The sequence below is a fragment of the Mesorhizobium sp. P2_F8 genome (assembly GCF_056403655.1).
In genome coordinates this window covers 59,312-71,788 of sequence record NZ_JBFUFB010000016.1, presented here as the reverse complement: position 1 = coordinate 71,788, position 12,477 = coordinate 59,312, and the positions used below count along the sequence as shown (strand labels likewise).

General features: G+C 63.5%; 12 protein-coding genes, 1 pseudogene and 1 riboswitch. Of the genes and pseudogenes, 9 read left to right on the top strand and 4 right to left on the bottom strand.

Annotated elements, in window-relative coordinates; translation table 11 throughout:
• Positions 1-32: 32 nt before the first annotated feature.
• Both AC1DZP_RS30010 and AC1DZP_RS30005 read right to left on the bottom strand, forming a co-directional pair.
• A complete protein-coding gene (locus AC1DZP_RS30010) occupies positions 33-755 on the bottom strand; it encodes a carbonic anhydrase (protein WP_477226015.1) in 723 nt (240 codons plus the stop codon).
• 105 nt (positions 756-860) lie between these two features.
• A complete protein-coding gene (locus tag AC1DZP_RS30005; protein WP_095091917.1) occupies positions 861-1,115 on the bottom strand; it encodes a DUF1344 domain-containing protein in 255 nt (84 codons plus the stop codon).
• Between the two features lie 273 nt (positions 1,116-1,388).
• On the opposite strand from AC1DZP_RS30005, the gene aroC reads away from it, so the two are divergent.
• Together aroC and ribB are read left to right on the top strand one after the other, a co-directional pair.
• Entirely contained in the window at positions 1,389-2,498 is a 1,110-nt protein-coding gene (gene aroC / locus AC1DZP_RS30000) for a chorismate synthase (protein WP_477307399.1), read from the top strand.
• 109 nt (positions 2,499-2,607) lie between these two features.
• Positions 2,608-3,708 carry a 3,4-dihydroxy-2-butanone-4-phosphate synthase gene (ribB, locus tag AC1DZP_RS29995; RefSeq protein ID WP_095091919.1) on the top strand — a complete coding sequence of 367 codons (1,101 nt, stop codon included), beginning with the start codon at positions 2,608-2,610 and terminating at the stop codon, positions 3,706-3,708.
• A 54-nt stretch (positions 3,709-3,762) separates the two neighbouring features.
• Here the strand turns inward: ribB and AC1DZP_RS29990 are convergent, their stop codons facing one another.
• Positions 3,763-4,986, bottom strand: coding sequence for an MFS transporter (locus AC1DZP_RS29990; protein ID WP_477307397.1), 1,224 nt, complete (start codon positions 4,984-4,986; stop codon positions 3,763-3,765).
• Positions 4,987-5,107: 121 nt separating this feature from the next.
• On the opposite strand from AC1DZP_RS29990, the gene AC1DZP_RS29985 reads away from it, so the two are divergent.
• Together AC1DZP_RS29985 and AC1DZP_RS29980 are read left to right on the top strand one after the other, a co-directional pair.
• Positions 5,108-5,716 (top strand): TetR/AcrR family transcriptional regulator, encoded by a 609-nt coding sequence (locus AC1DZP_RS29985; protein WP_477307395.1) that lies wholly within the window; start codon positions 5,108-5,110, stop codon positions 5,714-5,716.
• 97 nt (positions 5,717-5,813) lie between these two features.
• A complete protein-coding gene (locus AC1DZP_RS29980; RefSeq protein ID WP_477307392.1) occupies positions 5,814-6,797 on the top strand; it encodes a hypothetical protein in 984 nt (327 codons plus the stop codon).
• Positions 6,798-6,913: 116 nt separating this feature from the next.
• On the opposite strand, the pseudogene bluB reads toward AC1DZP_RS29980, so the two are convergent.
• A pseudogene (gene bluB / locus AC1DZP_RS29975) lies at positions 6,914-7,531 on the bottom strand (5,6-dimethylbenzimidazole synthase); the annotation flags it as partial.
• A gap of 60 nt (positions 7,532-7,591) precedes the next feature.
• Positions 7,592-7,771, bottom strand: a riboswitch (cobalamin riboswitch).
• Between the two features lie 121 nt (positions 7,772-7,892).
• Here bluB and AC1DZP_RS29970 point away from each other — a divergent pair.
• The 5 genes from AC1DZP_RS29970 (at position 7,893) to dxs (ending at position 12,475) form a co-directional block, all read left to right on the top strand.
• The gene (locus AC1DZP_RS29970; RefSeq protein ID WP_477307390.1) at positions 7,893-8,819 is read left to right on the top strand and encodes a histone deacetylase family protein; all 927 of its coding nucleotides are present in this window, start codon (positions 7,893-7,895) and stop codon (positions 8,817-8,819) included.
• A 3-nt stretch (positions 8,820-8,822) separates the two neighbouring features.
• Positions 8,823-9,074, top strand: coding sequence for an exodeoxyribonuclease VII small subunit (locus AC1DZP_RS29965; RefSeq protein ID WP_013532792.1), 252 nt, complete (start codon positions 8,823-8,825; stop codon positions 9,072-9,074).
• A 113-nt stretch (positions 9,075-9,187) separates the two neighbouring features.
• Positions 9,188-9,454, top strand: coding sequence for a DUF2277 domain-containing protein (locus AC1DZP_RS29960; protein WP_095091923.1), 267 nt, complete (start codon positions 9,188-9,190; stop codon positions 9,452-9,454).
• Positions 9,455-9,491: 37 nt separating this feature from the next.
• Positions 9,492-10,412, top strand: coding sequence for a pirin family protein (locus tag AC1DZP_RS29955; protein WP_477307388.1), 921 nt, complete (start codon positions 9,492-9,494; stop codon positions 10,410-10,412).
• 149 nt (positions 10,413-10,561) lie between these two features.
• Complete coding sequence (dxs, locus tag AC1DZP_RS29950) at positions 10,562-12,475, top strand: 1-deoxy-D-xylulose-5-phosphate synthase (RefSeq protein WP_477307386.1); 1,914 nt, start codon at positions 10,562-10,564, stop codon at positions 12,473-12,475.
• Positions 12,476-12,477 lie beyond the last annotated feature (2 nt).

Below are 12,477 nucleotides of genomic sequence, written 5' to 3'. Positions count from 1 at the left end.
CAACATTTGACCCGGTCGTTCCGATGAACGTGTCATTCGATGTAGGTCACCACACCCGTTTCAAGATTATAGATTGCCGCGACGATCTTCAGCTTCCCGGCCCCGGTGAGATCGGCCAGGAGCTTGCTTGAAGCAGCCAGGCGCCGCACAGTCCTGCGCGCGCTCTCCTTGGCGGTGTTGTCGACGAAATCGCCTGCCTCGCTCCGCGCCGCGATCGCCGCAGGCAGGATCGGTTCGATCATCGGGCCGATCGCGCCCGGATAGGTCGCGTTCTTGGTGACCACGTCGCAAGCCGCCTTAACGGCACCGCAGCTTGTGTGCGCGAGGACAACGATCAATGGCGAGCCGAGCACCGCCGCGCCGTATTCGACCGTGCCGAGCGTCGCAGTGTCGGCGAGGTTGCCGGCATTCCGGGCGACGAATAGCTCTCCAACGCCTTGGCCGCCGAAGATCAACTCGGGCGGAACGCGACTGTCGGCGCAACTGATGATGGTAGCCCAAGGCGCCTGATGCCCGGCGACAGCCTTCCGCTGCGCGGCAAGGTCGATCGAGCACAGTTCCGGGTGGCTGACATAGCGCTCGTTGCCGGATTTCAGCGCGGCGAGCGCTGCATCAGGGGACAATGCCGGCGCAGCACTCTCTGCCGCACGCGCGGACCACGAAGCTCCACCGAGACCGATCGCAACGAGCCCCGCCGCGCCGACCTTGAGGAAATCCCTCCGGTCGACCCCTTCGCCTTCGCAGTCGCTGCACATTGTTCGGTCCCCGCTCGCATCTTCCACTTGATGGCTGGATCTGCGAGCTGAGATTGCTACCAACGGACGGCGTTGGCAAGCGCGCCGTGCGGGGCCGGAAGGCGCTTATTCGGTGTCGGGCAATTGCATGTCGGTGACGATGTTTTCGCCATTGGTCTCATCGTAAGCGATGACGACATCCATGCCCGGCTTCAGCGAGTCGAGATCTGTCTCGGCATTCAGCTTGTAGGACTTGCCGTCATCCAGCGTCAGCGTCGCCGTGTCCTTGTCGATCTTCTTGATCAGGCCTTCGGTCTGGCCGGCGAAAGCGGCGGTGGAAAGCAGCAGCGTAGCGGCTACGGCGCCAATCAGGGTACGCATAATCGTTCCTCGTTATCATTGCACCGGCGTGGGCGGCGGCAGGCGAATGGAAGAGAGCAGAAACCAACCGAATGTGTCAAAACTAAATCCGCCAGATCACAGTTTGACCACTGTGAAAAACGCCAATAGAAGGCAGGCCACGGCGCCGAGCGTCCTCCTGGGTGCGCGGAGGACGCTGTGGCACTTTTTGATTTGCGTATGATCCCTTGCGAGAACGGCTTCGTTTTTCGGGTCATGTGCTAAGCTGGCTCCGATGCCGGGCAGGGTCATTTCATGTCTCACAACACGTTCGGCCACCTTTTCCGCGTCACCACCTGGGGCGAAAGCCACGGCGCCGCACTCGGCTGTGTGGTCGACGGCTGTCCGCCCGGCATCCGCTTCACTCTGCGAGACATCCAGGCCGAGCTCGACAAGCGCCGGCCTGGCCAGTCACGCTTCGTCACCCAGCGCCGCGAACCCGACGAAGTGAAAGTGCTGTCGGGCTTCATCTTCGACGAGGACGGCGAGACGATGATCACCACCGGCACGCCGGTCTCGATGCTGATCGAGAACGTCGACCAGCGCTCGAAGGACTATGGCGAGATCGCCCGCCAATACAGGCCGGGCCATGCCGACTACACCTATGACGTCAAATACGGCCTGCGCGATTATCGCGGCGGCGGCCGCTCCTCGGCCCGCGAGACTGCGGCACGCGTCGCAGCAGGCGCACTCGCCCGCAAGGTGGTGCCCGGCATGGTGGTGCGCGGCGCGCTGGTGTCGATGGGCGAAAAGTCCATCGACCGCGCCAACTGGAACTGGAACTTCATCGGTGACGCGGAAAATCCGTTCTTCACTCCCGATCCGGCGTCCGTTCCCGTCTTTACCCAGTATCTCGATGGCATCCGCAAGGCAGGGTCCTCGGTCGGCGCGGTGATCGAGATCGTTGCTGACGGCGTTCCCGCCGGCCTCGGCGCGCCGATATACGCCAAGCTCGATCAGGACATTGCCTCCGGCCTGATGTCGATCAACGCGGTCAAGGGCGTCGAGATCGGCAACGGTTTCGAGGCCGCCCGCATCACCGGCGAGCAGAATGCCGACGAGATGCGGATGGGCAATGACGGCAAGCCTGTGTTCCTGTCCAACAATGCCGGCGGTATCCTCGGCGGCATCTCGACCGGCCAGGCGATCATCGCCCGTTTCGCCGTCAAGCCGACCTCGTCGATCCTGACGCCGCGAAAGTCGATCGACAAGGACGGCAACGACGTCGAGATCATGACCAAGGGGCGTCACGATCCCTGTGTCGGCATCCGCGCCGTGCCGATCGGCGAGGCGATGGTTGCCTGCGCCATTGCCGATCATTATCTGCGTCATCGGGGACAGACAGGTAAGGGAGTAGGGGAGTAGGGCGGTAGGGGAATATGTTACGCTACCCACCCGAGACAGCCATTTTTTCCTTTTCCCTACTCCCGTACTGCCCTACTCCCTTATTTCCCTGCGAGTGAAACGAGCGCCTATGCCTTACGACCAGAAGAAAATCGTCGAAGCCCTGCGCGCTTTCGAGCGCGGCGAGATCGTTGTTGTCATGGACGATGATGGACGTGAGAACGAGGGTGACCTGATCGTCGCCGCCGTCCATTGCACGCCGGAGAAGATGGCGTTCATCATCCGTCACACCTCCGGCATCGTCTGCACGCCGATGCCGCGCGAGGAGGCCAAGCGGCTCAACCTGGCGCCGATGGTGGCCGACAATGATTCCGCCCACACCACCGCCTTCACCGTCAGCGTCGATTTCAAGCACGGCACGACAACAGGCATTTCGGCCGAGGACCGCACGCTCACCGTGCGCAATCTCGCCAACGGCAATGTCGGCGGCTCGGATTTCGTCCGCCCCGGCCACATTTTCCCGCTGATCGCGCGCGAAGGCGGCGTGCTGATGCGCTCGGGTCATACCGAAGCCGCGGTCGATCTGTGCAAGCTCGCCGGCCTGGCACCGGTCGGCGTCATTTCGGAACTGGTCAATGACGACGGCACCGTCAAGCGTGGCCCGCAGGTTTCGGCCTTTGCTGAAGAGCATGGTCTCAAACAGGTTTCGGTCGCCGACCTCATTGCCTACCGGCAACGCAAGGAAACGCTGGTCGAACGCGTGGCTTGCTCGGAAATCGACACGCTCGGCGGCAAGGCGCAGGTCTTCACCTACACGCTGCCCTGGGACCCCATGCATCACGTCGCCATTGTCTTCGGCGACATCCGCGACGGCGAGGAGGTGCCGGTGCGCCTGCATTCCGAGGATGTGGTGACCGACGTGTTCGGCACCAGCCACCGGCTCGACGGCATCATGAAGGCGATGGGCGAGCGCAGGCGTGGCGTCATCGTCTACCTGCGCGAGGGCTCGGTCGGCGTTGCCCACCAGGAGCGCAAGCGGCCGGCGAGCGGCGACCGCGAGGATCACGAAGAGGCGCGCCGCCGTGAGAATGAATGGCGTGAAATCGGCCTCGGTGCGCAGATCCTCAAGGATCTCGGCATTTCCTCGATCAATCTGATCGCCTCGCGCGAACGCCACTACGTAGGTCTCGAGGGCTTTGGCATCCACATCGCCAAGACCGAGATTCTCTGAAGGGCAACCGCTGGGGATAGAGCCCGGTCCGTTCGAAACCGGGCGCTTCGGGGATCATCCGGCGGGAACGACGGCTGCTTCGCAGCCATCCAGGCCGCATTCAGGCGTGGCCAGGCTGCGCTGACCAAGCAACACGGTGACCAGTGCGATCGTGCCCGCCGCAACCGACACCCAGAACCCGTTCTGGGCGCCGAACGCATCCACCACCGAGCCGGCGGCGAACGAGCCCAGCGCCATGCCGATGCCGATCCCGGTGGTCACCCAGGTGATGCCCTCGGTCAGCATCGCCTCCGGCACATGCCGTTCGATCAGGCCGAACGCCGTGATGAAGGTCGGCGAGATCGCCACGCCGCTGACGAAGACGGTCAACGCCAGCAGCGGCACCGTGCCGGCGGTGAGCGGCAGCAAGGTGCTCAGCGCGATGATGGCGATTGCGATGGCAAGCTGGCGTTGCAGCGGTGCTTTCAGGTTGAGCGCGCCGACGATGATGCCGAGCACGAACGATCCCAGCGCGTAGACACCAATGACGAGGCTTGCGGCGCCTGGCTGGCCAAGTTCCTTGGTGATCGCCACGGTGCTCACTTCCGTCGTCGCGAAGGTCGCGCCGATGAAGATCAGGGCAAAGGTGATGATCTGCACCGGCCGCAGGCGGATTGCCGAGCCGCGCGACCCATGTTCCACCGGCCGCACTTGCGGCTCGGTCGAGCGCTGCAGGATAAACGCCGTCGAGCCGAAGGCGAGAAACAGCGTGCTCACCAGCATCCCTGCTTCCGGGAACAGGGCGGCACTCAGGCCGACCGACAGCGATGCGCCGGCAATGTAGACCAGTTCATCCGCAGCCGACTCGAAGGCGAATGCGGTGTTCATCTCGGGCCGTCCGCGAAAAATCTCGGTCCAGCGAGCGCGCACCATTGCCGGGATGCTGGGCATCGCCGCCGCCAGCAGCGCCGACACGAACAGCATCCATACCGGCCAGTCCTGGTTGGCCGCCGCAATCAGGACGGCGAAAGCGAGCACCGAGATGATCGTGGTGGGCACGACGATCCGCGTCTGGCCAAGGCGATCGACAAGCCTTGATATTTGCGGCGCCACGAAAGCGTTGGCCAGCGCGAATGTCGCCGAGACCGCGCCGGCCAGCCAGTATTCGCCACGCGTCTGCGACAGCATCGCCACGATGCCGATTGGCGCCATCGCGATTGGCAGCCGCGCCATGAAGCCCGCTGCTGCAAAGCCCTTGGMGCCAGGGGCGCGAAAGATCTCCGAATAGGGATTTTGCATGGTCCGGTTCCTCGACAAAGACGGATTCGACAATTACATACGATGCGTATGAGTGTTAGATAGATCATACGCCGCGTATGTCAATTGGCATACGAGGCGTATGTTAGTAGGTCCAGAAGCCATGCACAAACCTCGCAAGGAGATGATCGCCGAGACGCGCGCCAAGCTGATCGCGGCGGCCCGCCACGCCTTCGGCACGATCGGCTATGCCCAGGCGTCGATGGATGATTTCACCGCATCGGCCGGACTGACGCGCGGCGCACTCTATCATCACTTCGGCGACAAGAAGGGCTTGCTGCAGGCGGTTATCGCCGAAATCGACGGGGAGATGGCGGCGCGCGTGAACGAAGTGGCGTCGAAAGCACCGACCCGCTGGCAGCATTTCGTCGACGAATGCACGACCTATATCGAAATGGCGTTGGAGCCGGAAATCCAGCGCATCATGTTCCGGGATGGCCCGGCCGTGCTGGGGGATCCTGCACAATGGCCGAATGCCAATGCATGTGTCGGTTCAATGACCGATCATCTGACCAGACTGCAGGAGGAGGGCGTGGTCGTTCCCAGCCTCGACCCCGAGACTGCCTCGCGGCTGATCAACGGGGCGAGCAGCCAGGCAGCGCAGCGGATCGCCAATTCGAGCGACCCCGAAGCGACGTCGAAGAAGGTGGTGGCGGCCTTTAAGCAGTTGCTCGAAGGCTTGCTCAAGAAGCAGGATTCCCAGCCGAACTGAAATCCCCATTGCTGGTCTGGCGCGCCACTGCCCACGATTGACAACAGCCGGTTTCAGCGCATCCTCTCGCGCCATCTCTGAGCGGAGATTCGGGGGCATGTGGGATTTCAATATCGGCAGGTCGGTGTCCATCATGATGCGGACCTGGCCCTTCATTGTCTTTCGCATGATCGTCTATTTCGGCATCACGCTGGCCTATATCGTCGCGACCGGCACGGGCGCCTCCGTTGGCTACGGCGTTGGCCATATCTCCACCGACCCGGACGGGCCGCTGTCCTTTGCCCTGTGGGGCGGCGTGGTCGGCTTCGGCATCGTCTCGATCGCCGTCTACTGGATCCGCGAATACATCCTTTATGTCGTCAAGGCCGGCCATGTCGCGGTCATGGTCCACCTGGTCGACGGCCGCGACATTCCCGACGGCCAGAACCAGATTGCCTATGCCAAGGACATCGTGACCCAGCGTTTTGCCGAGGCCAACATCCTTTTCGTCGTCGACCAGCTGGTCAAGGGCGCCATTCGCGCCATCACCGGGCTGCTCGGCGGCATCGCCGCTTTCCTGCCGATCCCGGGCCTGGGCGGCCTAGTCAGCTTCATCAACACGGTGATCCGCCTGTCGCTGACCTTTGTCGACGAGATCATCCTTGGCTACAACATCCGCATCAATTCAGCCTCGCCGTTCGAGACTGCCCGCCAAGGCGTCGTGCTCTATGCCCAGAACGGCAAGATCATGGTCAAGAACGCCGTTTGGCTGGCGGTCATCATGTGGGGCGTCTCGTTCGTTATCTTCCTGCTGATGCTGGCGCCTGCCGGCGCCATTCTTTTCCTCATGCCCGGGCAGCTTGCCGGCTGGGCTTTCGTGCTCGCCATCGTCTTCGCCTGGGCCTTCAAGGCGGCGTTCATCGAACCCTTCGCCATCGCCTGCCTGATGCAGGTCTATTTCAGGACCATTGAGGGCCAGGTGCCCGATCCCGCCTGGGACGCCCGGCTAGCCGAAGCGTCGTCGAAGTTCAGGGAACTCAAGGACAAGGCGCTGGCCTCCTTCGGCGGTTCGCGCTGGGGCACGGCCGGCGCGACGCGCTGATCGGCAGTGGTCGCCGGCGCGGCATCGACCCCGTTGAGGCGCGCCACGGTCGATTTGAGCAACGCTTCACCTTGCCCGCAAAAGGTCTCGCTCATGATCAGTTCCGGCAGCGGCAAGCGGCGGCCCCAGCCATGCGCTTCGAGGTCCGGCTTTGGCGCGAACTCGGAAACACGGCCGACGCAGAGATAGGCGACCGGCGTAACATGCTCGGGAATTGACAGCAGGCTTTTCAATGCCTGCGCCTCGATGATGCTGACCCAGCCGACCCCGACACCCTCGGCGCGCGCCGCCAGCCAGAAGTTCTGCACCGCGCAAACCGTGCTGTAGAGGTCCATCTCCGGATTGTGCCAGCGCCCCAGCGGCGAACCCTTCGAACGCTGCCGGTCGCAGGTGATGCAGATGTTGAGCGCGCTTTCGCAGATGCCTTCCAGCTTGAGCTTGCGGTAGAGCGCCTGTCGTTCTTCCGCGATGGCCGGCAGTTCCTGCTCTCGCGCCGCCAGGAACAGGTCACGCACTTTTTCCCGTCGCTCGGCATCGCGAATGACGATGAAATTCCAAGGCTGCATGAAGCCGACCGACGGCGCATGGTGCGCGGCAAGCAGCAGCCGCGCCAGCACCTCATCGTCGAGCGGGGCTGGCAGGAAATGGCCGCGCACGTCGCGCCGCGTGAACATGGCGCGATAGACCGCATCGCGCGCACTCTGGTCAAATCCGTCGCCAACAGAGGCGGTCATGTGTGTTGGCATCGCGTGTCCCCTTGCGATTGCTGTGGATGTCTTCCGCCTGACCATGCGGATGACGATGCCTGCCAGGCCGGTCTTCTGGCTTGGGATCAACCCGCGTCCGGTGCCTTCCCGTCATCGACAGTGGCATTTACCGGCGCGGTCCCCCTTACAGCGTTGGGCACGCCACGGAGTTCAACCGTGTTCCCGATTCTCCCGCTTGCGGCGGGCACCAGGCAGTGGCGGCGACCTTACGCCGAAGCGCTGACGACGCCAATGCCTGCAGCGACACCAATGGACGCATGTGTGATTTTCCCCAGCCATCAGGCCACAACGCATGGCCATCGCGACGTCGGGGCACTAGATAGGGAAGATGACCACACGTCTCTATACCCATCCGATCTTCCTTGAGCACATCACGCCCCCCGGTCACCCTGAGCGGCCGGATCGCTTGCGCGCCATCGAGCGGGTGCTTGACGATGAAGCTTTTGTCGCGCTCGATCGCATCAAGGCGCCGGAAGGCGACGAGGCCACCATTCTCTACGCGCATCCCGCCGATTTCGTCGCCCGCGTCCGCGCCGCCATTCCCGACGAGGGCATCGCCCGCATCGACGCCGACACGTCAGTCAGCCCGAAGAGCTGGCAAGCGGCGATAACCGCGATCGGCGCCGCCAACGCCGCCGTAGACGATGTCTTTGCCGGCCGCGCCGACAACGTCTTCGTCGCCGCGCGGCCGCCCGGCCACCATGCCGAAAAAACCACGGCCATGGGCTTCTGCCTCTTCAACACGGCGGCGATCGCCGCGCGCTATGCGCAGAAGAAACATGGCGTCGAGCGCGTTGCGGTCGTCGACTGGGACGTCCATCACGGCAACGGCACGCAGGACATTTTCTGGGACGATCCGTCGGTGCTCTATTGCTCGACGCACCAGATGCCGCTTTATCCCGGCACCGGGGCGAAGAGCGAGACCGGCGCCGGCAACATCGTCAACGCGCCGCTGGCGCCGCAGACCGGCAGCGAGGTTTTTCGCGATGCCTTGCTGTCGCGTATCCTGCCGGCGCTCGACAATTTCGCGCCCGACCTGATCATCATTTCGGCGGGGTTCGACGCGCACCATCGCGATCCGCTGGCCGAGATCAATCTGACCGAGGATGATTTCGACTGGGCGACCGGCCAGCTGATGCAGCGCGCCACACGCCACAGCGGCAACCGGCTCGTCAGCCTGCTCGAGGGTGGCTACGATCTGCAGGGACTGGCATTTTCGGTCGCCGCCCATGTCGGGCGACTGATGAAAGGGTGAATGATGGCTGGAGAGACCAACGAAGACGTCAAGGCGATGAGCTTCGAGCAGGCACTCGACGCGCTGGAAAAGATCGTCGATGATCTGGAGCGTGGCGACGTGCCGCTCGACCAGTCGATCAGGATCTATGAGCGCGGCGAGGCGCTGAAGGCGCATTGCGACCGGCTGCTGAAGGCCGCCGAGGACAAGGTCGAGAAGATCAGGCTGTCGCGCGACGGCAAGCCGGTTGGAACCGAGCCGCTCGACGCCGACTGAGTCATGCTTCCCGAACGATGGTCTTGCCTCACCGGCTTTTGGACATGATCATAGTCGAGGATAGCAGCCGTCCCGATTGAAACGGCTTCAGGACAAGAGGAGGTTCGGAAACGATGTGCAGAAACATCAAGACCCTGTTCAATTTTGATCCGCCGGCAACCAATGACGAGGTGCGCGACGCCGCACTTCAGTTTGTCCGCAAATTGAGCGGAACGACGCGACCTTCGAAGCAGAACCAGCACGCCTTCGATCATGCGGTCGAAGCCATCGCGGCATCGGCGCGTGAGCTTCTCGATTCCCTCGAAACCCATCAGCATCCTCGCAATCGCGAAGAGGTGGCCGCCAAGGCGCGCGCGAAATCAGCGATCCGTTTTGCCTGATGCGACAAGCAGGCACGGCCGCTGACAAGGAGAGTCCATGAGCTTCTTCCCCGGGAAAGACCCTGAAGTCGGCGACGCCTTTGCCAGCGACCAGATCGAGCTGATGGTCATTCCGAACGCCAAGGACATCGGTGGTTTCCAGGTACGCCGCGCATTGCCGACCGCCAAAAGACGGCTCGTCGGGCCTTTCATCTTCTTCGACCGCATGGGCCCGGCGATCCTGCGCGCGGGCCAGGCGCTCGATGTCCGTCCGCATCCGCATATCGGGCTGTCGACGGTGACCTATCTGTTCGACGGCAAGATCAGGCATCGCGATTCACTCGGCACCGAAATGGTCATCCAGCCCGGCGACGTGAATTTGATGACCGCTGGCCGCGGCATCGTCCATTCCGAGCGCACGCCGGAGGAATTGCGTGGCGCGCCGATGTCGGTCTCCGGCCTGCAGACATGGCTGGCACTGCCGGACGGCAAGGAGGAAGTGGCACCGGTTTTCGAGAACACCGCTGCCTTGCGCCTCCCCGAGATCGATGCCGAAGGCGTCACCGGGCGCGTCGTCATCGGCGACTTCCAGGGACTGCGGTCGCCGGTGAGGGCTCACTCCGAGACGCTTTATGCCGACCTCAGGCTGGCGCCGGGCGCCAGCGTGAAAATCCCGGCCGATGCGGAAGAGCGCGCCATCTACACGCTGGAGGGCGACGTTTCGATTTCAGGCGATGTTTTTCCAGCCGAGCGACTGCTGGTGTTCCGGCCAGGCGACGAGATCGTCGTATCGTCGGAAGGCGGCGCCCATTTCATGCTGTTCGGCGGCGCCTCGCTCGGCTCGAAGCGTTACATCTGGTGGAATTTCGTCTCGTCCTCCAAGGAGCGCATCGAACAGGCCAAGCAAGAATGGAAGACGGGCCGCTTCGATATCGTTCCTGGCGATGAGGAAGAATTCATCCCGCTGCCGGAAAGCTGATGCATGTCGCCCAAAAGTGACCCGGTTTTGGGAGAACGACATACATAAGGCAAAGACCTAAAGCCTGATCCGCGTCACTGACACGCATTTACTTTCGCCGGCCGGCGGCCTATCTCGCCCATGAACAGAAAGCCTGAGTAGGCCTACCCTTGAACGCAACGCCGCATACGCCCCTTCTCGACAAGGTCCGCATCCCGGCCGACCTGCGCACGCTTGCCGAGAGCGAATTGCCGCAACTGGCATCCGAGCTTCGTGCCGAACTGATCGACGCGGTGTCCCACACCGGCGGCCATCTTGGCGCCGGCCTTGGCGTGGTCGAGCTGACAGTCGCGCTGCATTATGTCTTCAACACCCCGGATGACCGGCTGATCTGGGATGTCGGCCACCAGGCCTATCCGCACAAGATCCTGACCGGCCGTCGCGACCGTATCCGCACCTTGCGCCAGGAAGGGGGCCTGTCCGGCTTCACCCGCCGCGCCGAGAGCGAATACGATCCCTTCGGTGCCGCTCACTCCTCGACATCGATATCGGCCGGCCTCGGCATGGCCGCCGCCCGCGATCTCTCCGGCGGCCGCAACAACGTCATCGCCGTCATCGGCGATGGTGCCATGTCGGCCGGCATGGCATACGAGGCGATGAACAATGCCGGCGCGCTCGATGCCCGGCTGATCGTCATCCTCAACGACAACGACATGTCGATTGCGCCGCCGACCGGCGCGATGAGCGCCTATCTGGCGCGTCTGGCCTCGGGCAAGACCTATGTCGGCCTGCGCGACTTCGGTAAGAAACTGACCTCTTATCTCGGCAAGCGCGCCGACCGTGCGATCACCCGGGCGGTCGAGCATGCACGCGGCTACGTCACCGGCGGCACGCTCTTCGAGGAACTCGGCTTCTATCACATCGGCCCGATCGACGGTCACAACCTCGAGCATCTGATCCCGGTCCTGAAGAACGTCCGCGACAATGGCGAAGGCCCGGTGCTGATCCATGTCGTCACCCAGAAGGGCAAGGGCTACGCGCCGGCTGAAGCCGCCGCAGACAAGTATCACGGCGTCAACAAGTTCGATGTCATCACCGGAGCGCAGGCGAAGGCGCCGGCCAACGCGCCGGCCTACACCAAGGTCTTCGCCGAAAGCCTGGTTAGGGAAGGCCGCGAGGACGACCGCATCGTCGCCGTCACCGCAGCCATGCCGAGCGGCACCGGCCTCGACCTGTTCGGTGAAGCATTTCCCTCGCGGATCTTCGATGTCGGCATCGCCGAACAGCACGCGGTGACCTTCGCCGCCGGCCTCGCCACCGAAGGTTACAAGCCGTTCGCCGCGATCTATTCGACCTTCCTGCAGCGCGCCTACGACCAGGTCGTCCACGACGTCGCGATCCAGAAACTACCGGTGCGCTTTCCCATCGACCGCGCCGGCTTCGTCGGCGCCGATGGCGCCACCCATTGCGGCGCCTTTGACACCACCTTCCTGGCAACCTTGCCCGGTTTCGTGGTGATGGCAGCAGCAGACGAGGCGGAACTGCGCCACATGGTGCGCACCGCGGCAAGCTATGATGACGGCCCGATCGCCTTCCGCTATCCGCGTGGCAACGGCGTCGGCGTCGACATGCCGGAGCGCGGCGCGGTGCTCGAAATCGGCAAGGGCCGTATCGTCAGGGAAGGCACCAAGGTGGCACTCCTGTCCTTCGGCACGCGGCTGCAGGATTGCCTGATCGCCGCCGAGGAGCTTGGCGCGGCCGGGCTTTCCACCACGGTCGCCGATGCCCGTTTCGCCAAGCCGCTCGATGAGGATCTGATCCGCCGGCTGGCCCGCTCGCACGAGGTTCTGGTGACGGTGGAAGAGGGCGCCGTCGGCGGCTTCGCCAGCCATGTGTTGCAGTTCCTCGCCCATGAGGGCTTGCTTGAAAGTGGCCTGAAGGTACGCCCGCTGGTGCTGCCCGACGCGTTCACCGACCACGCCAAGCCGGAAAAGATGTATGCCGATGCCGGGCTTGATGCCGCCGGCATCGTGCGCACGGTGTTCGTCGCGCTTGGCCATACAGCCCGCGCCCAGCGCGCCTGAAT